The 21,768-nt window shown below is 70.4% G+C and carries 19 protein-coding genes; 12 read left to right on the top strand and 7 right to left on the bottom strand.

Going from position 1 to position 21,768, the window contains the following annotated elements:
• Positions 1-464 precede the first annotated feature (464 nt).
• Complete coding sequence (locus ACFYXS_RS08000) at positions 465-1,778, top strand: restriction endonuclease (RefSeq protein WP_389245117.1); 1,314 nt, start codon at positions 465-467, stop codon at positions 1,776-1,778.
• Between the two features lie 554 nt (positions 1,779-2,332).
• Here the strand turns inward: ACFYXS_RS08000 and ACFYXS_RS07995 are convergent.
• The gene (locus tag ACFYXS_RS07995; protein ID WP_389245115.1) at positions 2,333-2,872 is read right to left on the bottom strand and encodes a hypothetical protein; all 540 of its coding nucleotides are present in this window, start codon (positions 2,870-2,872) and stop codon (positions 2,333-2,335) included.
• Between the two features lie 171 nt (positions 2,873-3,043).
• Positions 3,044-3,835 carry a DUF4239 domain-containing protein gene (locus tag ACFYXS_RS07990; protein WP_389245113.1) on the bottom strand — a complete coding sequence of 264 codons (792 nt, stop codon included), beginning with the start codon at positions 3,833-3,835 and terminating at the stop codon, positions 3,044-3,046.
• Between the two features lie 207 nt (positions 3,836-4,042).
• On the opposite strand from ACFYXS_RS07990, the gene ACFYXS_RS07985 reads away from it, so the two are divergent.
• The 5 genes from ACFYXS_RS07985 to ACFYXS_RS07965 all read left to right on the top strand — a co-directional run bounded on the left by ACFYXS_RS07985 (position 4,043) and on the right by ACFYXS_RS07965 (position 8,654).
• Positions 4,043-4,909, top strand: a complete 867-nt coding sequence (locus ACFYXS_RS07985; protein WP_389245111.1) for an LLM class flavin-dependent oxidoreductase — start codon at positions 4,043-4,045, stop codon at positions 4,907-4,909.
• A 66-nt stretch (positions 4,910-4,975) separates the two neighbouring features.
• On the top strand, positions 4,976-5,206 hold the full coding sequence (locus ACFYXS_RS07980) for a DUF397 domain-containing protein (RefSeq protein WP_389245109.1): 231 nt from the start codon (positions 4,976-4,978) through the stop codon (positions 5,204-5,206).
• 64 nt (positions 5,207-5,270) lie between these two features.
• Positions 5,271-6,017, top strand: coding sequence for a hypothetical protein (locus ACFYXS_RS07975; RefSeq protein WP_389245107.1), 747 nt, complete (start codon positions 5,271-5,273; stop codon positions 6,015-6,017).
• Positions 6,018-6,439: 422 nt separating this feature from the next.
• On the top strand, positions 6,440-7,819 hold the full coding sequence (locus tag ACFYXS_RS07970) for a S8 family serine peptidase (RefSeq protein ID WP_389245105.1): 1,380 nt from the start codon (positions 6,440-6,442) through the stop codon (positions 7,817-7,819).
• A 379-nt stretch (positions 7,820-8,198) separates the two neighbouring features.
• Positions 8,199-8,654 carry a hypothetical protein gene (locus tag ACFYXS_RS07965; RefSeq protein ID WP_389245103.1) on the top strand — a complete coding sequence of 152 codons (456 nt, stop codon included), beginning with the start codon at positions 8,199-8,201 and terminating at the stop codon, positions 8,652-8,654.
• A 20-nt stretch (positions 8,655-8,674) separates the two neighbouring features.
• Here the strand turns inward: ACFYXS_RS07965 and ACFYXS_RS07960 are convergent, their stop codons facing one another.
• The 3 genes from ACFYXS_RS07960 to ACFYXS_RS07950 are packed head-to-tail and all read right to left on the bottom strand — an operon-like array spanning position 8,675 to position 11,527.
• Complete coding sequence (locus ACFYXS_RS07960; RefSeq protein ID WP_389245101.1) at positions 8,675-9,598, bottom strand: NADP-dependent oxidoreductase; 924 nt, start codon at positions 9,596-9,598, stop codon at positions 8,675-8,677.
• Positions 9,544-10,866 carry an MFS transporter gene (locus ACFYXS_RS07955; protein ID WP_389245099.1) on the bottom strand — a complete coding sequence of 441 codons (1,323 nt, stop codon included), beginning with the start codon at positions 10,864-10,866 and terminating at the stop codon, positions 9,544-9,546. Before ACFYXS_RS07955 ends, ACFYXS_RS07960 begins: the two co-directional genes overlap by 55 nt.
• A gap of 22 nt (positions 10,867-10,888) precedes the next feature.
• Positions 10,889-11,527 carry an HD domain-containing protein gene (locus ACFYXS_RS07950; protein ID WP_389245096.1) on the bottom strand — a complete coding sequence of 213 codons (639 nt, stop codon included), beginning with the start codon at positions 11,525-11,527 and terminating at the stop codon, positions 10,889-10,891.
• 142 nt (positions 11,528-11,669) lie between these two features.
• Between ACFYXS_RS07950 and ACFYXS_RS07945 the strand changes: the two genes are divergently transcribed.
• Entirely contained in the window at positions 11,670-12,638 is a 969-nt protein-coding gene (locus ACFYXS_RS07945; protein WP_389245094.1) for a GlxA family transcriptional regulator, read from the top strand.
• A gap of 79 nt (positions 12,639-12,717) precedes the next feature.
• A complete protein-coding gene (locus ACFYXS_RS07940; RefSeq protein ID WP_389245092.1) occupies positions 12,718-13,995 on the top strand; it encodes an MFS transporter in 1,278 nt (425 codons plus the stop codon).
• Here ACFYXS_RS07940 and ACFYXS_RS07935 read toward each other — a convergent pair.
• The gene (locus ACFYXS_RS07935; RefSeq protein WP_389245090.1) at positions 13,958-14,092 is read right to left on the bottom strand and encodes a hypothetical protein; all 135 of its coding nucleotides are present in this window, start codon (positions 14,090-14,092) and stop codon (positions 13,958-13,960) included. The genes ACFYXS_RS07940 and ACFYXS_RS07935 overlap by 38 nt on opposite strands.
• A 191-nt stretch (positions 14,093-14,283) precedes the next feature.
• Here ACFYXS_RS07935 and ACFYXS_RS07930 point away from each other — a divergent pair, with 191 nt between their 5' ends.
• The 4 genes from ACFYXS_RS07930 (at position 14,284) to ACFYXS_RS07915 (ending at position 17,732) form a co-directional block, all read left to right on the top strand.
• Positions 14,284-15,000 (top strand): DUF2470 domain-containing protein, encoded by a 717-nt coding sequence (locus tag ACFYXS_RS07930; RefSeq protein ID WP_389245088.1) that lies wholly within the window; start codon positions 14,284-14,286, stop codon positions 14,998-15,000.
• A gap of 100 nt (positions 15,001-15,100) precedes the next feature.
• Positions 15,101-16,003 (top strand): sigma-70 family RNA polymerase sigma factor, encoded by a 903-nt coding sequence (locus ACFYXS_RS07925; RefSeq protein ID WP_389245086.1) that lies wholly within the window; start codon positions 15,101-15,103, stop codon positions 16,001-16,003.
• A gap of 37 nt (positions 16,004-16,040) precedes the next feature.
• Positions 16,041-16,670, top strand: coding sequence for an alpha-ketoglutarate-dependent dioxygenase AlkB (locus ACFYXS_RS07920; RefSeq protein WP_389245084.1), 630 nt, complete (start codon positions 16,041-16,043; stop codon positions 16,668-16,670).
• A gap of 204 nt (positions 16,671-16,874) precedes the next feature.
• Positions 16,875-17,732 (top strand): serine hydrolase, encoded by an 858-nt coding sequence (locus ACFYXS_RS07915; protein WP_389245082.1) that lies wholly within the window; start codon positions 16,875-16,877, stop codon positions 17,730-17,732.
• Between the two features lie 84 nt (positions 17,733-17,816).
• On the opposite strand, the gene ACFYXS_RS07910 is transcribed toward ACFYXS_RS07915, so the two are convergent.
• Entirely contained in the window at positions 17,817-21,536 is a 3,720-nt protein-coding gene (locus tag ACFYXS_RS07910) for a S8 family serine peptidase (RefSeq protein WP_389245080.1), read from the bottom strand.
• Positions 21,537-21,768: the final 232 nt, after the last annotated feature.

The following is a 21,768-nucleotide window of genomic DNA, read 5'->3' as shown; positions in this document are numbered from 1 at the left end:
CGCACCTGCGCCTGGTGTGTGCCGGCGTAGGAAGCCGCAGCGCCAACGACTGCCCCGACCAGGCCAGTGAGGGGAGTAAGCCAATCCACGGGACCAGTGTCTCAACTGAGTCGCTGTGGGTCCCACGTTCGGCAGTTCCCAACTAAGACTTACCCAACGCGGTATGCAGCGCACCGTCTCCCTCGGATGCGAGTGGCACCGCGCCAGGACCTGCAGTGCTTCCTCAGCACCACTCCACCGAGCCAACGGTCCATGGCAACCCGGAGACCATCAATCCCGCCTGGGACGTCCCCGGGTGAGTGTCGAGGGTGACCGCAGCAGTTTGAAGCCGGGTGTCCTGCCCACTCCCCAAACCGCGGAATCATATGCGTGTTGGACTTTGAATCCTCTCCGAATCGAAACCCTCCCACATCGTGTCAGCGCCGGCCAGTACTGTCAGCAGAAGAACGCAAGACAGTGCTGTAGTGGGGGCAAGCGTGGGTGGCCAGTTGCGAGTTGGTCGGGTATATCGATATGCGTCCAGTAAGGACCCGGAACCAGCCGATCTGGATGGTTATCCGAATTTCTATCACGTGACGCACTCCCCCAACCTCAACCGAGCCCAGTTGGATGCTGGGGTCAACGGGATGGCCAAGGTCGAGGCGCCTGATGGCCCACGGCGTCCCGCGATCCTCATCAGGTCGAGTCCTTGGAAGGCGGGAAGTGAGCAGACGCCATGGCACGACGTGTTCAACATGGACAGCGGACACGTCCGTTACTTCGGTGATCACAAGGCCGGTATGTCCGTTGCCCCTGGTACCACCACGGGCAACGCGGCTCTACTGGAAGACTTCGCTGCCCATCAGGGACGTACACCGGAGCAGCGAGCGGCCTCCACGCCCCTGCTCCTGTTCCGCACCGTCTCGCGCAGTGGCAAGACCAAGGGACATGTCGAGTTCTGCGGGCTGGGCGTCATCGAACGTGCCGAACGGTTGGTCCAGTGGGGCGGTCCCGAGCACACGACGTTCATCAACTATGTCTACGACATTGCGCTTATTGACCTCACGAACGAAGACGACGAAGTCTGTTGGGAGTGGATTCACTCCCGCAGAGACGAGTCAGTTTCCGATGAGAGAGCGCTTGGCTTGGCTCCACGGGCCTGGCGTGAGTGGGTATTGCACGGCAATTCGGCCTTGCCCAGACTCCGCCGGCGCGTAGCTCGCGCCAAGGTCACCAAGGTGCCGGAGCAACGCCCCAAGGCTGCCACCACCGAGGCCAAGGATCTTGAGCTGATCTACAAGTATTTCGATGGGCGCAAGCACGACTTCGAGGCGGTAGCTTCAGCCGTAGCCGCACGTGTTCTTCGTGGCACAGGGAACAGCTATCTCGAGGGTTGGCTGACTCGCAGGTCCGGAGACGGCGGCGCAGACTTTGTAGGCCGGCTGGACCTGGGCAGCGGGCTGGCCGGCACCAGTCTGGTTGTGTTGGGGCAGGCCAAGTGCGTCAAGCCCGACAGTCTCATCACGGCAGAGCAGATCGCTCGCGTAGTGGCTCGCCTTCGCCGCGGCTGGATCGGCGTCTACGTGACCACCGGTGCCTACTCCGTCGCCGCCCAGACGGAGATGGTCGAGGACCAGTATCCGATCGTCCTGATCAACGGTTTGGACCTCGTCCAAGCGCTCCGGAGTATGGCCCGCGACGACCATGGCGGCGACCTAACCGCTTGCATAGAACACATACTGAGTGGGCGAGAAACCGCGGTTACTAACAGGCGTCCTGAAGAGATCCTGCTCGAGTAGCCAGTCTGCAGCTTGCGGCCCATTCGTGGACACAAGCTGTGCGCGAGGGGACTTGCAGCCCGCTGAACTGTGGAGCTAAGTGGGACGTACGGGGCCTCCGGAGCCGTGTGCGCAGGTTCGAATCCTGCCGGGGGCACCTCGCACGAGGTGCCAAAAGACCCCGCCACCAGCCAGAACGCTGAATGCAGGGTCTTTGCGTATGCGCAGGCGTGTGCCGCCGAAAGTGGGCATAGGACGGGTCTGCGGACTAGATCTTGGGACATCGACCCAGGTGAGCCCCGACATCGTCCGGGCTGGCACGCCAATCCTGGCTGCTCTGAAGGAGCGGATGCGACGCCGCAGACCGATGAAAGGCTCGGTATCTCCGCCGTGATCTTGGTTCAGAAAGGAGGCGTCCTGACGGGAGGTCAACTACGAGTTCCGGCGATGGCGCGCCGCGGCGTAGGCCGCTTCGATCCGCGCTGTGCTCATTCCAGGGGCGTGCTGAGGTCCAGATCTGCGCCAAGTTTGGCGATCAGGGCCGGCGCGAGCGGCGGGACGTACTGCCGCGCCCACTACTCGACGGCGGAGACAAAGCCACTCAACTCGCCCTGGACGGTACGGAGCAAGCCCAGGATGTCAGCCACCGCGATCTCGACGGGGTGATCCGGGGACGGTCCTTCAGCGTCACCCCCATCGGGCCACAGCCGAACGACCCGGCCCGCATGCTCAACGCGCGGTGTGGGGCTGTGGCCGAGCCAGGGAACCTCCCCATCGAGGAGGATGAACCATTCCCGCCAGTCCTCCAGTCCGGAACAGCAGCCTGGACTTATCTCCGTGCCGGCGTCGGAATCGCGAACGCGCAGGCCTCCCGGCGCGATGACGCGTTCGGCCTCGGTCAGACGGCGAACCGGTTCACTGGCGTCCAGCGCTGGGACGTCGTTGCCTGAAGCGGCTGAGTTGTAGTCGGTCAGGGTGGCCGTCGCCGTGCCGACCTCAAGCGACGACATGCGGCTGGAGAGGCGAACGAACTGGTAGGCGGGCACGTCGGCGATGGGCCACAACACGAAGTCGGCGGTGTCACCGACCTCAAGGACGGCATCCATGATCAGCACGGATTCAGTGTCCCTGTCTGCGCGAGCAGACGCCCCGAGTTTTTGAGCAGGTACGCCACGGAGACGCTGAGTCGAAGGCCGTGACGAACGGGGTCAACCGTCCGTGTACGCGGGCGTGGACAGGATCGTGAAGCGGCGGCCCAGGTCGGCGTTCTCGCGGACCTCGCCACGTCACCTCTCCCAGTATTTGCTCAGCTGACCTTCCATGAACGGATGCGGTCCCGCACTCACCTCGCCGGCGAAGGGGTGTTCCAGGACCAGGACGAGGGTGAGGCTCAGGCCTACCAGCAACGCGATCGACCCCACGAAAAGCAGCTGCACCTTGAGGTTCCTCACCCCGTAAAGCAGAGTGACCAGCATGACGATCAACGCTCCCCCGTAGGTCAGGACCTCCAGGAGGGGCGGCAAATGTTGCGTTGCCGCCAGGATGCGGGTTCGGCGCTGTGCGGTCACATCGTTCAGTCGCTCCACGGACTCGCTGTAGAAGGCCTGCTCGGAAGCGCTCTTGGGGTTGTATTCCTGGAGGGCTCCGTACAATGCCTCGAGCTTGCCCGATGTCGCGCTGAGGCTGTTCTTTCCGTGGCGCATCAGTGGCCACGCGTCGTCCACGACAGCGTGGACGTAGCCGCCGATCGCGCGGTCCAGTTTTACCTGCACGTCGTCCGGGAACGAGTGCGCGTTGCGGGAAATGACCGCGAGATCCGTGGCCTCCGAAGTCACCACCGCTTGAACTTGCTCGAGGTCGGTCCACAAGGTCACGATGACGAAAGCAAGGACGATTCCGTAAATGGCGCCGAACAGCTCGAGCACCGTGCGGGACACGTCATTGGTCACGCCATTGCTCAACTCAGGGAAAACGCGGCGCGCCACCAAGCAAGCAGCAAGCGACAATACGACGACGCCTCCGACAATGAGGAGCGCGAGGCTGGTCGTATTCAGGTTGTTGAGTAGCCAAAGTCCCACGCCGACGACCCTACCCAGCTCACGGTCGCGTTCAGGGTCGGCGCGACCGCCGCCCGCCGCTGGATCACCGTGGCAGTCGAATTACCGGGCAAGCCGTCGCCACCCTGAGATCCTGGCGGCTGCTCCCCGAGTTCCACACTGCGAGGACATGCATGCCTGGCCTCGAATCCGATTGCCGTTCCGAGGGCAACCGCGCATCCTGCTGGGGTGCGCTTCTCGATCAACATCCCCAACTTCGGTGACTTCGCCGACCCCCGTAACGTCGCCACTGTCGCGGTTGCCGCCGAACAGGCGGGCTGGGACGGGGTCTTCGTCTGGGACCACGTACTGCACCGGCGGCACCAGGGGCGTCCCTTCGGGGACCCCTGGATGCTGCTGACCGCGGCCGCACTGGCCACCTCCCGGATCCGGCTGGGCACGCTGCTCACGCCGGTTCCCCGTTACCGTCCGCAGCAACTCGCCCGCCAGGTGGCCACCCTGGACCACCTCAGTGGCGGCCGCGTGATCTTCGCCGCGGGCCTGGGCGGTCCGATCGAGGACGAGTACGGCAGCTTCGGTGACGCCGCCGAGCCGCGCCTCCTCGCCGAGCGACTGGACGAGGGGCTGGACCTGCTGCGGCGCTTCTGGTCCGGCGAGCCCGTGAACCACCACGGCCGGCACTACGAGGTCCGGGACGTGACGCTGCTGCCCCCCACCGTGCAGCGGCCGGGTCCGCCCGTGTGGATCGGTGGGTTCTGGCCGCGCCGGGCGCCCATGCGGAGGGCAGCGCGGTGGGACGGTGCGGTGCCGCTGTTCGAGACGGCCCGGCATGGCCAGGTGCCCGATGTGGCCGAGGTGCAGGAACTGGTCGGCTACGTGCGCAAACACCGTTCCGCCGGGTCCGAGCGCCCCTTCGAGTTCGTGCTCGGCGGCGCCACCCCCGCGGACGCCGCCAAGGCCAGGGACGTGATCGGTCCGCTGCACGACGCCGGCGCCACCTGGTGGGACGAGCGGCAGGTCCAGAGCGAACCGGACCTGGATCGCCTGCTCCCCGTGCTGCGCCGCATCGAGGCCGGACCGCCGGTGGTCCCATGATGCAGGTCAGGACCATCAGGGTGATGCTGAAAAGGGGATTTCCCTCCGATATCCACAGGAGATCCCATGACGGACGCAGCCAAGACCGAGCTGTACGCCGTAGACCTGACTGACGCGGACTGGGTCACGAGCAGCTACAGCAACAGGTGGGACAAGATGTGCGTGGAGGTCTCGGACCTCGGCGGCGGAGCGGTCGCGGTCCGCGATTCACGCAACAAGGACCTGCCGCCGCTGCGATTCACCGCGGAGGAGTGGACGGCATTCCGACTCGGCGTGCGTGACGGCGAGTTCGGCTAGAGACCCCACACCATGTCCGCGCTGTGCGCGGAGTCACACCGTTGCTGCTGCTTAGATCATCGCCATGACGGACTGGTCTCGGCTCCATCACGCCTACGGCACCGCGGAAGACATCCCGGACCTGCTCGCCACCGTGAGCCCGGACGTGCAGCACCCCGGATGGAATGAGCTCTGGTCCCGTCTGTGCCATCAGGGCACCGTCTACTCGGCGAGCTATGCGGCCCTGCCTGCTCTGACCCGGCTGGCGCGCCAGTGGTCGGCCACCGATCGGCGGATGGCCCTCGTCCTGGCCGGCGCCATCGTGGCCAGCACGGATCAGCCGTACGGCGATGAGGATCCCCGAGTGACCCATGCCTCGGAGATGGCCGAGCTCATGGAGCTGACCGACGAAGCCCTGCGGGACCCCGGACTCGTCGATGCCTCCACGGACTACGTCCACGTGCTGGCCGCGCTCCTCAGTTTCGAAGGCGTCGACGTTTGGGGCGAACTCCTCGACGGGTTGAACGACGAGGAGTACGAAGTCGTCTGCCCCGCCTGTGAATCCGAGAACTTCATCGTGTTCGGGGAGCACGGCTACTTCTCCACCACGGACACCATGTACATGCGGCAGACCGCGGGGAGGAGACTGCCGCTGCAGCCGCTGGCCCCCTCATCGCTGGACGGCGTGGCGCACAGGCTGCACTCCCGGGCCATTGCGGACGGCCATCCCGATGTCGCACACAAACTGACCTACGTCTTCGGCTCCGCGCGGTGCGCCCACTGTGATGCGGTCTTCAGTGTCGAGGAAGCCATCGTCGCCCTTTGGGGATGACGGCTGCGCTCGCACGCGCCGGTTCGCCCCCTCCTGCCGGCGGGCTGTCGACGCGACCGGTGGGCGACCGTCTCCGCGGCCGCGGACCGCGCCGCCTTATTCCGCTCCCACCCATCAGTGGCCAGACCGTGAGGTATTTCATAAAGCCGACAGAGCGGGCATCGGGCCGGTCGCGGCCCGCCCAGGGACAGCCCGCGCCCGGTTCCCCGAACCGCCTGGCGGGAGCCGCACGACATGGGCCGATACGCCGGCCCCGATGGGTTGCCCACGTCGTGCATGCCACGTTCCGCATGGACATAGAGCGATGAATCCGACTAAGCAGTGACACGTCACACACGGGCATTCGCTTGCCTCGCGGGCGCCCTCGGAGTGAGATCGCGGGCAACGGCCGAGTCTGGTCTAGTCCACTTCGAGGAGCATCTATGCGCAGGATTCATGCGCGGCGGCGCACTGCGGTCGCCGCAGCCTGGATCACCAGCCTCACCAGTATCGCGACCATAACAACGCTCATGTCCGGTTCCATCGCCGTCGCCGACCCCGTGCAGTCGCCACAGGGGCTCAAGGCCGTGCCGACGACCGGCCAGCAGTCGGGCAGCGCCGCCGGCCGCTTGATGACCACTGACCAGTGCCGCGCGAAGTGGCGGATCGGCTGCTACTCCGCGGCCCAGTTCCGCCAGGCGTACAACCTGAACCCGCTGTACCGGGCGGGAATCACCGGCAAGGGGCGCACGATCGTGATCGTGGACCCCTTCGGCTCGCCGACCATCCAGAAGGACCTGGACGTCTACAGCGCCCGGTTCGGCATGAAGAGCACCCACGTCGACGTGGTCAAGTGGGGCAAGGTCCCGCGCTTTGATCCCAACGACGCCGACCAGGTCGCCTGGGCCGGGGAGACCACCCTCGACGTGGAGATGGCGCACGCCGTCGCCCCGGACGCCCGCATCGTCCTGGCGGAGACCGCGGTGGGCGGGATCGGGGAGGGCACCACCGGACTGCGGGAGGTCATGGACGCCGAGAAGTCGCTCATCGACCGCGGCGTGGGCGATGTGATCAGCCAGAGCTGGGGCGTCGCGGAGAACAGCTTCCCCGGCTTCCGCAAGGGTGACTTCTCCAGCATCGAGAACCTGCGGTACGCCTTCAAGGACGCGCACAAGCACGGTGTGACCGTGGTCGCCGCCTCGGGCGACAGCGGAGCCACCGACACCACCCCGAACGGCAAGGACCACTACCCGTACCGGGTCAACGCCTGGCCGACCGCCGACCCGCTGGTGGTCTCGGTCGGCGGCACCCAGCTGCACCTGGACTCCCAGGGCGACCGCATGGCCCCGGACAGCGTCTACAACGACGCCGGCGCCGGTGGCGGCGGCCTCTCCCACGTCTTCACCCGTCCCTCGTACCAGAACGGGGTGGAGCAGGTCGGCGGCCACCGCGGCACCCCGGACCTGTCCATGTCCGCCTCGCTGAAGGGCGGCGCATGGGTGTACTCCAGCTACGACCCGAAGCGGGTCGGCTGGGACGTCTACGTCGGCACCAGCGAGGCCAGCCCCCTCTTCGCGGGCATCGTCGCCCTGGCCGACCAGGCCGCCGGGCACCGGCTGGGTGACATCCACCAGGCGCTGTACTCGCTGTACGCGCAGTCCTCGTGGAACCCGTACACCGGGATCGTGGACGTCGAGGACGGCACGAACAACAGCTACGCGGGAGTCCCCGGCTACACCGCGGCCAGGGGCTACGACCTGGCGACCGGCGTCGGCACGATCGACGCGGCCCGCTTCGTCCCGGCCCTCGCCCAGCAGCGCTGACCACACCCCGTCCCCGAGGCGCGGGGCCCGGCGCACCTCTGCCGGGCCCCGCGCCTCGCCGGTGGCTCGCATGCGCGAGCGCATTGCCGCGGGACCCCCTGGAGCGTGCCGCTGCTTGCAGGTCGAGAATCCGACACCCTTCCTTCACCTTGGATTTCCATTCTGGATGACCGCATTTCCGGGTGATTCACCCATCTGCCACCAACTCGAAGCCCGAGCAATGCCCCGTTGAGGCCAAGTCGCGGCGATTTCCTTCCGATAGTTCGTATCTGGACTATTGGCGAAATGAAACCACTCCGGAGGCGCGGCCGTTGACCCGCCGCGCGCGCCGGAGGAAAGATCGCGGCCGACCTTGATCGCTTTGATGGGGAGGCTTCACATGGGCACGATGAGGAAGCGGATGGGCACCCTGCTCGCGGCGACCGCTGTGGCGGTCGGTGTGTCCTTCGGGGCCGGGGCGGGTGCCGCCTCGGCGGCGCCGCGGCTCACGTACACGTTCAGCTCCTACGACGACGGCAAGTCGGTGATCCTCTACCTCTACGCCGACGGCGACTACGCCGGGTACGTGGGCTGGAACGCGGACCCCGACTCCTTCGGCACCCCCGGGGACGCACTGCGGGCGCACGACGACACGGCCGACGGGTGGGGGATCGAGGGGAGGGTGCTCAGTGCTCAGGTCTACCGCGTGGCTTCCACCCGGGGGCACTCCTCCCCCTATACGACCCCGTGGCAGACCGGTGACATCACCGAGGGGTACCGCATGTTGCTCAACGCGTGCCTGGTGAAGGGCTCCGAGGAGGTCTGCACCGGGTACGACACGTACGTGTACGCCTAGGTGTGAAGGACGCCCGGCCGTCAGTCCTCCGCGACCCGGATGATCGTCCTGCCCGCGACGCGTCGCCCCGGCGCGAAGGCGGCGACCGCCTCCGTCAGTGGATGGACCTCGCCCACCCGCACCGCGAGGCGGCCGTCGCGGAGGCGCTGGGCCAGGTCCGCGAGGCGGGTGCGGTCGGGTTCGACGACGAAGAACACGGCGCGGCCGTCGTCGGGTTGGACGGTGGGCGGCTGGGCGACCGTGACGAGCGTGCCGCCGGGGCGTACGAGGGCGGTGGAGCGGTCGAGGATGTCGCCGCCGATCACGTCGAACACCACGTCGACCGCGCCGGCGTCCTCGGGCCAGCCGGCCGCCCCCAGGTCCAGGAACGCGTCCGCGCCCAGGGCGAGGACGGCGTCCCGGTCGGCCGCCCGGCCCGTGCCGATCACGCGGGCGCCGGTCTCCACCGCGAGCTGCACCGCGATCGAACCGACGGCGCCCGCGGCGCCGTGGATCAGCACGGTCTGCCCGGTCACCAGCCGTGCGTGGTCGAACAGGCCCTGCCAGGCGGTCAGTCCGGAGATCGGCAGCGCCGCCGCCACCGTGTGGCCGATGTCCGCCGGGAGCGGGGCGAGGTTGCGGGCCTCCACCGCGACGTACTCGGCCAGTGAGCCGTCGCGGGCCCAGTCGGTGAGGCCGAAGACGCGCTGGCCGATCGTGAGACCGGTGGTGCCGAAGCCGAGCCCCTCGACCACACCCGAGACCTCGTGCCCGGGGACGCTCGGCGTCCGGTCGCGGCCGGCGCGGTCGGACCAGGTCGCGGGCCAGTCGAGCTCTCCGCGGGTGAATCCCGCGGCGTGCACCCGCACGATGACGTCGTTCTCCGCGGCATGCGGGTACGGCAGATGGGTCAGGGTGAGTCCGCTGACGCCGGCGTCGCGGTCCGAGACGGTGATGGCTTGCATGGTGGTTCCTCTGTCCGGTTGTTGACAAGCGTGCGTGTGTCGATCCCTGTCGGCGGCGAGCGACGACCGGCATGGACGAGGGCGAGCAGGGAGAGGGCCCCGACGAATCCGATGTACACAAAACTCGTGGTTCTCAATCCCCACGAAGGTGCCAGGAGGCCGGCCGCGAGGGACGGCAGGCTCAGCGCCGCGTAGCTGAGGACGTAGACGGCGGAGAAGGCCTGCGACCGCGAGTCCGCGGTGGTCACCTCCGCGATGGCGCGGAGGTGACCGTTGAAGGTCAGGCCGGATCCCAGTCCCGCCAGGACGGTCCCGCACCCGAAGGTGACCGGCGAGGCACCGGCGATGGCCACCGCCAGTCCCGCCGCCCCCAGGGCGAGGAGGGCCGCCCCCAGCAGTGTGGCCGACCGGGTCGTGCGCCGGACGGACCACAGGCCCCCCGCCGCCCCGGCCAGGAACAGCAGCGCGATGTCGAGGCCGCCCGCGGCGCCCCAGGTCATGTGCAGGACGCCGGTGACCAGGGAAGGGGTCAGCGCCAGGAACAGTCCCGTCACCGCCCAGCCCGCGACGAGGGCGGGTACGGCGGCCAGGAACCGGCGTCGTGCTCCCTCCGGAACCCGCACCCCCGAGCGCAGGGAGGCTCGCAGCGAGCCCGCCGTCGCGCCCGCTCGCGGCACGGCCGTCTCGGGGATCCGGAGGACCGGCACCGCGAGCGCCAGGAGGACGAGGGTGAGGGCGGAGAAGACGTACCGGTCGGGGTGTGGCACGAACTGCACCAGCAGTCCGGCCACCGCGGCGCCGGCGGCCAGGCCGGCGTTCGTGCCGGCCGCCGTCACCGTGCTGCCCGCGTGCGGGCGTCCGGCGGGCGAGAACTCGACCAGCCCCGCGGCCAGGCCGCTCGTGGCCGTCCCGGTGGCGACCCCCTGCACCACCCGCGCGACGACCAGCGACAGGACGCCGTTCGCCGTCCAGAGGACGGCCGTACCGACCGCCGCCAGCAGGAGTGCGGTGGCCACGACCGGACGGCGTCCGAGGCGGTCGCTCAGGGACCCCAGCGTCAGCAGGGCGCCGAGCAGCCCCACGACGTACACGGCGAAGACGACCGTCACCATGGTGAGCGGGAAGCCCCAGCGCTCCCGGTAGAGCGGGTACATCGGTGACGGTGCGCTCGCGGTCGCCATCATCACCACGGTGGTGACCGCCAGTACGGTGAAGCCGGCGGGCCGTCCGGTACGGCGACGGTCGCGGCCGGGAGCCGGTGGTGTCATCGGATTTCCTGGCATCCCGGCATCAATTCGGCCAGGGCGCGTCAAGGATGCGTTCGACCATGCTCTGGCGGCGGAAGTCGGGAACGAAGTGCTCCAGGACGTCCGCATTGATCGTCCCGTACGTGGTGTCCGGGCGGTCCTTGAGCCCGTCGACGAATGCCTGCAGGAATCCCTTCTTGAATTCTCCGCGCGGATGGGCGGCGACGATCTCGTCCACCTGGTCGCCGTCGAGGCGGTCCAGCCCCCAGCCGAGCACGTCGGTCAGGACGCCCTGGTACATGGCGGCCGTCACCGGCCCCATCCGGCTGGGAACCCCCGGTGTCGTGTGCAGCGCGATCGCCGTCCAGACGGTCTCGGCGGCGCTCGTGGGGAATCCGCGGTCGAGCAGGAACCTGCGCGCGTGGTCGGCGCCGTCGAGCTCGAAGCGCTGCTCCGTGTCGGAGAACGGGGTCGAGAGTCCGGTGTCGTGGAACATCGCGGAAATGCAGAGCAGCTCCGGATCCGGCTGGAGATCGAGCTCCCGCGCGTGAAGGGAGGCGAGGAGGAAAACGCGCCACGAGTGATGGAAGATGAGCGGGCCCGCGGTTTCGCGGAGAAACGCGCTCGCCCCCGCCACTGCCGCGGTATCGGGAATTTCCACTGCTGCGATGTTGTCGGTCATGATGTTCGCGCTTTCGATGAGACAGCCGAGGCGGTGAGACGTGGGAAGTGCCTCTGTTCTCCACGATGCCGACCGCGCGGCTCCGCCGCCGCCCCGGTCCGGCCAGGAACCACCCGGATCCGGACATCCGAGGGGCGGGACCGTGGACTCCCGGACGCATCGGGTCGCGATCCTCGTCTACGACGGGGTCGCGCTGCTGGACGTCGCCGGCCCCGCGGAGGTGTTCGGCGAGGCGAACCGGCTCGGCGCCGACTACCGGGTCGCCCTGCTGTCGACGACCGGTGCCGACGTCGCCTCGTCGATCGGCATCCGGATCGCCGTCGACGGCAGCCCCGCGGGCGAGCCGGACCCCGGCACGTTCATGATGCCGGGCGGGGCCGTCTATCCCAGGACCCCCGTCACGCGGGATCTCATCGAGGCCGCGAAGGAGCTGGCGGGCCGGTCCGGCCGGGTCGCGTCGGTCTGTTCCGGGGCGTTCGTCCTCGGCGCCGGCGGCCTCCTGGACGGCAAGCGCGCGACCACCCACTGGAAGGTCGCGGGCGAACTCGCCGCCCGGCACCCGGACATCCGCGTCGAACCCGACGCCATCTACGTCCGCGACGGCACGACGTACACCTCGGCGGGCGTCAGTGCCGGCATCGATCTGGCGCTGGCTCTGGTCGAGGAGGACCACGGTCCCGACGTGAGCCGGGACGTCGCCCGCGCCCTGGTGGTCTACCTGCAGCGCGCCGGCGGGCAGTCGCAGTTCTCCGCGCCCCTGCAGGGCCCGCCGCCCCGGTCCCCGGCACTGCGCTCCGTCGTGGACCTGGTGACGGCCGACCCCGGCGGGAACCACTCCCTCGGTGAACTCGCCGGGCACCTCAACCTCAGTCCCCGCCATCTCACCCGGCTGTTCCGCACGGAGTTGTCCACCACCCCGGCCCGCTACGTCGAGTCGATCCGGTTCGACATCGCCAAGGCCCTCCTCGACCAGGGGCACACCGCGACCCAGGCGGCGTCCCTGGCCGGGTTCCCGAGCTACGAGAGTCTCCGGCGGGTCTTCGTACGGGAGTTGTCCATCAGTCCCGCCGCGTACCAGCGCCGCTTCAGCACCGCCCGCCGCGGCGGGTAGAGCGGGCGCCTCCGCCGTACCGGGCCGTCGCAGGAAGCCGGAGGACGGGCCGTGGGGCGGGGCCGTAGGCTCACCCGCCGTGGCTTCGCCGGATGAGCAATCGACCGATGCACGACGGGACTTCGGCCGCCTGTGGGGTGCCTACGCCGTGAGCGCGGCGGGGAGCTCGATCGGCTCCGGGGCGCTGCCGCTGGTGGCCGTGGTGGCTCTGGACGTCTCCGCGTCCCGGGTCTCCCTGCTCGCGGCGCTGTCGGCGATCGTGGGGGCAGCCGTCACCCTGCCGCTGGGGGTCCGGATCGAGCACCGGCGGAAACGGCCGGTCATGATCGCGGCGGATCTGCTCCGGTTCGCCGCCCTGATCAGCGTTCCGGTCGCGGCGGCCCTCGGCGTCCTCACCTTCGTCCAGTTGTGCCTGGTCGGCATCGTGCAAGCGGCGGCGGCGATCGCCTTCGGGGCGGCGAGCACCGCGCACCTCAAGGGTCTCGTCGCGCCCGGGGACCGGCTCCGGGCGGTCGCGCGCTTCGAGTCCACGGACTGGATCGGCATGAGCGCGGGGCCGCCGGTCGGGGGGCTGCTCGTCGGCCTCTTCGGGACGACGTTCTCGCTGGCCGTCGACGCGGTCTCCTTCCTGCTCTCCGCCCTGGGCGTCCGCCGGATCCGGCACCGGGAGCCGGAACCCCCACCGCGCGCTGCGGCCACGGGGCGGGTTCGCGAACTCCTGGCCGGCTGGCGTTACATCGTCCGGCATCCGGGCCTGCGCCCGCTCTTCTGGAACGCCATGCTCTTCGGCGGGGGCGTCATGATGAGCAGCCCCCTGCTGGCCGTCCTGATGCTCCGCGAACTGCACTTCACGCCGTGGCAGTACGGTCTGTCGCTCGGATTGCCCTGCCTCGGCGGCGTCCTCGGATCCCGGCTCACCGCCCCGGTGACACGGCGGCTCGGCGCGCACCGCGTCCTGCTGCTGTTCGGCGTCCTGCGGACGCCCTGGCTCGTGCTGCTCGCCTGGGTGCCGTCAGGGCCCGCCGGCCTGGCGGTCCTCGTCGCGGCCGACACCTGTCTGCTGACGGCCGCCGGGGTCTTCAACCCCTCGTTCGCGGCCTACCGCATGTCCGCGACGGACGACCGCCTCATGGTCCGCGTGGTCACGGCCTGGTCGGTGGGCGCCAAGACCGCACAACCGCTGGGGATGGCGATCGGCGGAGTCGTCGCCGCCCTCGCCGGAGTACGCACGGCCGTCCTCCTCGCCGGCGTGCTCTGCCTGGCCAGCGCCCCGCTCCTGCCCTGGCGCGCCTTCCGGTCCCGGGCGCCCGAGCCGGGCCTCAAGGGGCGCCGTTCCGCATCCGGCCGTCCGTGGTGAGCGGGGGCGCGGGCAGGCGGGGGAGGCAGCAGCGCTGGTAGAGGAAGCCGATCCTGCCGTGCGGCGACGACACGCCCTTGGCGTACGGGATGGCCACGGGCACGACTCCGCAGGGCACCGTCCCCGCCGGCCCGGCCCCACTGACCCTCAGCGGCACGACGATCGGGGGCACTCGGCGTTTCGGCGTCGCATGGGGGTGAACGCGTGGCGGTGGTCGTGCGCGGGCCGGCCTGCCGGGTATAGGTTAGGTTAGGCAACCCTAACCAAGCCCCGTGAGTGGAGATCCGGATGCGCAGCATGTTCCACACCGCCCTCGCCGCGCCCGTACGGCCGTCCAGCGCCGAGCGCATCCGGTCGGTCCTGGCATCGGCGCACTCGATGACCGTGGTCACCGCCCACGGCCGCGCCGAGGTCTCCCGGCTCACCGCCGCCGATCTGGCCGGGCACCTGCACCTGCACCCCCTGGACACGGCACTCCCCCGCCCCGAATCCGTGCCCGGCGCCCTGGAGTTCACCGATGTCGCCCCGACCCCGGTCCGCGAACGGGTGCGCGCCCGCGTCACGGTGACCGGCCGGCTGGCCGCCCCCTACTGCGCCGATTCGGCCGACAGCCAGTGCATGGAGTTCGCCCAGGCGGTGCTGGAGACCGAGGACGGCCGGAGCACGGTCGCGCTGGAGGAGCTGGTCGCGGCGGCGGCCGACCCGCTGGCCACCTGCGAGGCGGGCATGCTCACGCATCTGGTCGACGACCACCAGGAGCTCGTACCGCTGCTGATGCGCCTGGTGCGGCCGGTGCCCGCGCCCGGCGCGCAGCGCGTGCTGCCCCTGGCCGTCGACCGGTACGGGATCACCCTGCGCATCGAGTACCCCCGCGTCCACCGCGACGTCCGGCTGCCGTTCGCGTCCCCGCTGGACACCGCCGACCAGGCCGGGGGCCGGATCCAGGCGCTGCTCGGCGTTGCGCGCCGCTCCTCCCACCTCGGTCATCTGATGTCAGGGTGGTGAGCGACGCGCGCCGGTCGGCCACCTCGCCCCACCGCCCTGTCACATCGGCCCGGGCCGCTTCGTCATCGCACCGGCGGAACGCGACAAAGGAAAGGGACCGATGGACGACGACGAGTTCCTGGCCCGGCGCTTCGAGGAGAACCGTCCGCATCTGCGGGCGGTGGCCTACCGCATGCTGGGCTCGCTCAGCGAGGCCGACGACGCGGTGCAGGAGGCGTGGCTGCGGCTCAGCCGCGCGGGCGGCGACGGCATCGGCAACCTGGGCGGCTGGCTGACCACGGTGGTCGGGCGGGTGTGTCTGGACATGCTGCGCTCACGGACCTCACGGGGCGAGCAGCCGCTGGAGGTGCGCGTGCCCGATCCGGTGGTGACGCCGCAGGACGGTCCGGGGGATCCGGAGCACGAGGCGCTGCTCGCGGACTCGGTGGGGCTGGCGTTGCTGGTGGTGCTGGAGACACTGGCACCGGCGGAGCGGCTGGCCTTCGTGCTGCACGACATGTTCGCCGTGCCCTTCGAGGAGATCGCGCCGATGGTGGGGCGCACGCCGGCCGCCGCCCGCCAGCTGGCGAGCCGGGCGCGGCGCCGGGTGCGTGGCTCGGCGCCGGTGCCGGACGCGGACCTGATGCTGCAGCGCGAGGTGGTCGGGGCCTTCATGGCGGCGTCCCGCGCGGGCGACTTCGAGGCGCTGGTGGGCCTGCTCGACCCGGACGTGGTGCTGCGGGCGGACACCGGGGCGGGTCCGCTCGGGCTGTCGCGGGAGGTGCGCGGGGCCCGTACGGTGGCGGGCCGGGCGCTGCTGTTCCGGCGCTTCGCCCCGTACACGCGGCTCGCGCTGGTCAACGGGACCTTCGGCATCGTCACGGCGCCGGAGGGGCGGCTGACGGCGGTCATGAGCCTGACGATCACCGGCGGACGGATCGTGGAGATCGACATCCTGGCCGATCCGGCACGGCTGGAGGGACTGGAAGGGCAGGAGTGGCTGCGTCCCGCCGCATTGGATTAATAGCTCACTTGTTCGGATGAGCGGTTACGCTGGATCCATGACCGCACCACTGCAGGGCTCGCTCTTCGACCAGACGGACGACATCCGTCTCGGCCCGCTGGACGGCGTGCGGCGGACGGTCCTCGGCGCCGGGGCGTGGATCGACCTGCTGCCCGGCTGGCTCCGGGGGGCCGACGCGCTCTTCGAGGAGCTGGCCGGCTCCGTGCCGTGGAAGGCCGAGCGGCGGCAGATGTACGAGCGGGAGGTCGACGTCCCGCGGCTGCTGTCGTACTACGGCGAGGGCGCGCCGCTGCCCCACCCCGTCCTCGACGAGGCCCGGGACGCCCTCGACGCGCACTACGCCCGCGAGCTCGGCGAGTCCTTCGTCACAGCCGGACTCTGCTACTACCGCGACGGACGCGACAGCGTCGCCTGGCACGGCGACCGCACGGGGCGGTCCGCCACGCACGACACGATGGTCGCGATCCTGTCCGTCGGCGACCCCCGCGATCTCGCGCTCCGTCCGCGCGGTGGCGGCGCCGCCGCGATGCGGCTGCCGCTCGGGCACGGCGATCTGATCGTCATGGGCGGTTCGTGTCAGCGCACTTGGGAGCACGCGGTGCCCAAGAGCACGCGTGCGGTGGGTCCGCGGATCAGCGTCCAGTTCCGGCCGCGCGGCGTGCGCTAGCCCGCGCGCCCGGAGATCCTCCCCGGCCCCGGCGAGCCCGTACGGGCCCCCGCCGGGGCCCTGTCGCGGCCGTTCCCGACGGCCCGCCGGACCCGTCGCACGGCGGCTCCGGCGTAGCCGACATCACATCCCGCCCCGTACACCCGTTCGCCCACACTGGGCAGTCGACCCAGCCGAGAGCAACCGGAGAACGGGCGGAGACACATGGGGCAGATACGAACATCCCGGCGCGTCACGGCCGCCTCGATCGTCGCCGGCATGGCGGTCCCCCTGGCCGTGGCGGCCGGGGCGGGGAACGCCGTCGCGGCGACGCCGCAGGTGAGCTGCACCTCGGGGAGGGCCGGACTGGCGGCGAAGCTGCAGCGGGACATCACGGCCTCCCTCAAGGGCAGGACCGCCCTCACCGCGCTGTCCCTGCACGACCGCACGACGAACACCGTGTGCACGCTGCGCGCGGACCAGCACTTCGACTCCGCCAGCACCGTGAAGGTCACCGTCCTGGCGACCCTGCTGTGGGACGCGACGCAGCACGCCCGCTACCTGACCGCGCGCGAGACCGGCCTCGCGAACAAGATGATCACACAGTCGGACAACGACGCCACGACCGCGCTGTGGAAGCAGCTCGGTCCGACGAAGATCAAGGGCTTCCTGTCCGCGGCCGGGATGAACCGCACGGTGCCGGGCGCGGGCGGCTACTGGGGCCTGACCCGGATCACGGCAGGCGACGAGCAGAAGCTGCTGGACCTCGTCACGGCGCACAACCACGTGCTCAACGACAACGCGCGCGCCTACACGCTCAAGCTGATGAACCGGGTCATCGCCTCGCAGCGCTGGGGCACCCCCGCGGGCGCTCCGGCCACCGCGGTGGTCCACGTCAAGAACGGCTGGCTGTCCCGCGCCACGCACGGCTGGCGGGTGCACAGCCTGGGCGCCTTCACCGGCGGCGGGCACGACTACAACGTCACCGTGCTCAGCCACGACAACACGACGATGGCCTCCGGCGTCTCCACGATCGAGGCGGTGGCCCGCGCGGTCCACAAGGACCTCAGCCCCGCGGGGTGACAGCAGCGCGCACCGGCGCCCGCCGCCGACGGGGCCCCCGCCCGCGCGGTGGCGGACAGGGGCCCACAGGTCGTGCCGCCGGCGCTACTTGAGGCCGAAGGCGCGGATCACGGTCTGGCTCACGGTGTTGCCCTTGGCGTCCTTCGCCGTCGTGCGCAGGCTCGCGAAGCGGGCCTTGGACGGCGCGTCCAGCGACGCCGTCCAGACCGCGCCCTTCTGGCGCGACGTCGCCCGGCGCCAGGTGGCGCCGTCGTCGTAGGAGACGTCCACAGTCACCGTGCGGATCGTGCCCGCGCCGGTCGCGCCCGCCAGGTGCGAGGGCGTCACGGACACCGCGGCCCGTCGTCCCGCCCGGCCGGAGAGGTCGGTGCTCACCGCGTAGTCCAGCTGGATGAGCGGCAGGGGCGACAGGACGGTGTAGTCCGTGGTGCCGGAGGTGAATCCCCAGTCGGTGCGGGTGCGGGTCGAGTACGGCCGGCCCGGCAGGTCGCGCTTCCCCTCCACCACCAGGCGGTAGGGCAGCGGTTCCGTGGGCAGGCCCTCGACGGAGAAGATCCCGTCGTTGACCGTCTCGCCCAGCAGTTGGGCACCCTGGTAGAGCGAGACCTTCGAGGTCTCCCCGTCGGCCCACAGGACGCCTGCGTGGCCGCCGGAGTCGCCCCAGGCGCTCACCGACGACGAGCTGATGATGTCGCCGACCCTGAAGGGGGCCGTGCGGGTGGAGTCGTTGAGGAGCCTCGGGTGCACGACGGGGGCGAACCAGGTCTCCCGGGAGGTGCTGCGCGCCTTGTACGAGCGCGGCGTGCCGCCCAGACCGAGATCCCTCGTCGCCGCACTGGAGACCCAGGTGACACCGGGACCCGCGGTGACCCATGAGGTGAGCGCGGACTGCGCCGCGACCGGGACCCCCAGGCTGCCCAGGGGCCGGTCGGTGTCGACCGTCAGGTCGTCACGGAGTGCGAGGGCCTCGCCCTGCTTGTTGTCGCGGAACGACTCGTCGATCCTGGCGAGTTCGCCCGCACCGGGCCGGTACGTCAGCGTCCCCGGGATCGCGCCGCTGTAGTGCCGGACCAGGTCGTACAGGTAGCGCGGGTGGGGGTGCGAGACGACCTTCAGCGTCCCGTGTCCGGCGTGCCCGATGCGGCTGCGCAGGCGGATGCTGTCGTCGGTGCCGAGCGAGGCCACCGGCAGCGGGGCCGCGTCGGGCAGGTCGGCCCACGGATCCAGCTTCCCGTAGCCGTCGTTCAGGATCAGCAGCAGCTTCGCGCCGGCCTTCGCCGCGGCCGCGGCCTGGTCGGGGGCGGACACGGTGTCGCTGCGGCGGACGACCGCCACCTGACCGCGCACCTTGACCTTCGCGAACTCCGCGGCCGAGCCGTTCCCGGCCCAGACGGCCCGGTACGTGCCGCTGCCCTCGGGCAGTACGGGCGACAGGCTCTGTACCACGGCGCTGCGGTAGGTCTGGGAGCCGGACGAGAACGTCAGCGGCGGCTGGATCTGCCGCCAGCGTGTGGCGAAGGTGTACGAGCCGTGCGTCACCTTGGGCGTCGGGGTCGCCCAGAGGCTGTCGTACCGCCAGTACTCCGGCTGGTAGCTGTCCATGAACGGGAACAGGTCGCCGTACGACCGGTACTGGTCGACCCGCATGAAGCTGTTGGCGGTCTGCTGCGGGGTGAACGCCGCGGCCCTGCGGAGGTTCGCGGCGTCGAAGCGGAGCGACCGGTTCTCGCTCAGGTCGACCTGCGGTGCGGAGAACAGGCCGAGGCCGAGCGTGTGCGTGCCGTCGATGCCGGGGACGTCGGCGTACATCCAGGCCGCGTAGTCGCTCGGGACCAGGCTGAGGTCCAGGGAGCCGGAGGAGTCGACGGCGTAGACCTTGGGAATGGTGTTCCGGTCGACGTCCTTCAGCACCAGCATGCCGGGCAGGCCGGCGCCCCTGCGGTCCTTCGAGGTGACCGACAGCGTGACGCGCCGGCCCTCCTTGTTCACGCCGATCGGCGTGCGGGCGCGGACCGCGCCGTCCGGACCGGCGGCGGTGAGCTGGCTGGTGTACGCGGCGTTGTCCGCGGCCAGGTCGAGGTGGGTGATGACACCGACGGTGGCGGTGCCGTGCGCGGGCACGGTCAGCCGGCTGTCGGTGAGCGTGAACAGTCCGTCGGGGATGTTGTCCGCGATCAGGCCCAGGTCCAGGGTGACCGGATCGGCGCTGATGTTGGTGTACGTGACGTCCCTGCGGACCGTCTGCCCGGGCGTGTACGGGTAGTGGACCTGGGCGAACGCGGCGCCGGAGGCGACCACCGTGGCCTTCACGGCCGCGGCGATGTCGAGCCGGCCGCTGCCGGCCTGGTAGGGGCTGAACCGGCGGGTGCTCGCCGTAGTGCTGACCAGCGCTTCCTTGAGCTGCTGCCCGTTCCAGTCGGGGTGCTCGGCCGCCAGCAGGGCGGCGGCGCCCGCGACATGGGGCGTCGCCATGGAGGTGCCGCTCATCGTCTGGTAGGCGCCTTCGCCCTCGGGCGCGTACTGCGAGCGGGCCGCGAGGATGTCGACACCGGGGGCCGTCAGGTCGGGCTTGACGGCGTTGTCCCCGACGCGCGGGCCGCGGCTGGAGAACTCCGCCAGCTGGTCCACGCCCTTGCCCGGGCCGTTCACCGCGCCCACCGTCAGGGCGGCGTCGGCCGCGCCCGGCGCGGACACGCTGTAGGCCTCCGGGCCGGAGTTGCCCGCGGCGATGACGAACAGCGCCCCGGTCTCGGCGCTGAGCCGGTTCACCGCCTGGCTGAGCGGGTCGGTGCCGTCGGTGGGGGCACCGCCCAGGCTCATGCTGATCACCTTGGCGTGCTGGTCGCGGGCCGCCCACTCCATGCCGGCCAGGATCCAGGAGTCCTGGCCGCTGCCGTCGTTGTCCAGGACCTTGCCGATGTGCAGCGAGGCGCCCGGGGCGACACCCTTCTCCTTGCCGTCGGACGCGGCGCCGGTGCCGGCGACCGTGGAGGCGACGTGGGTGCCGTGGCCGTGCCGGTCGGTGACGTCCTGGCCCGGTACGAAGCTCTGCGAGGCGGCGATCCGGCCCGCGAAGTCCGGGTGCGCGGCGTCGATCCCGGTGTCCAGGACGGCGACGTCAACGCCCTGTCCGGTGTCCCCGCTCTGCCAGACCTCGGGCGCGCCGATCTGCGCGGTGGTGTCCGCCAGCGTCGCCTTGGCCTTGCCGTCCAGCCACACCTTGGCGATGCCGCCGGTCAGCCGCCCGGAGGGCTGAGCCCCCGCCGCGCTCTTGGCGGTGCCGCCGGTCAGGGAGGACCAGAAGTCCGTCGCCCGCGCGTGCTCGGCGGATATCGCGGCACCCTGGATGCTGCTGAGCGTCAGGGTCCTCCGCGCGCCGTCCGGGGTCTTCGCGCCGCGGGCGCGGGCGGCGGCGTCGGTGTACGTGACGATCAGCGGCAGCCCGTCGCTGTGGCTGTCGTCGTAGCCGTCCCTGAGCAGTTCGCTGACGTTGAACAGCCCCTCGTCGAGCGCGCCCGACGCGATCCAGGGCAGCGCCTCGTCGGGGTACACGTAGGTGTCGGGGCCGACGGACAGGACATGGGCGCCGCCCGGCCTGCCCTGCGGGTCGGAAACGGTCGCGCTGGTGCGGCCGTTGCTGATGGTCACGGCGACCTTGTCACCGGTGATCAGCGTGACGGTACCCGCGGCATCGGGGTGTGCCGCGGTGGACGCGGCGAGCCCGGCGGACACGGTGGGCGGGGTGGGAGAGGTGCGGGTCTCGGCCGACGCGGCCGGCCCGATGGCCGTCAGCGTCGCGAGCACGGCGACCGCGACTGTCAGCCCGCGTCTGGGGGACGGAGGTGTACGCAAGGGAACCTCAAGAGGCTAGGCGTGCGAAAGATGTCCGTAGTCAGCCATCCTTTTGCCTCGCTGTAAAGAAGTGGTCATGTCCCTTGAGTGCCAATGTCCTCAACTGGACAGGCGGCAGTTCCCCCGCGGCAATTCCCTCGCATTGTTACGAGCATATGAATCCGCAATTGATGGACCGTCATAT

The sequence above is a fragment of the Streptomyces sp. NPDC002574 genome (assembly GCF_042889545.1).
Taxonomy (GTDB): domain Bacteria; phylum Actinomycetota; class Actinomycetes; order Streptomycetales; family Streptomycetaceae; genus Actinacidiphila.
This window is presented reverse-complemented; position numbering and strand designations above follow the sequence as displayed.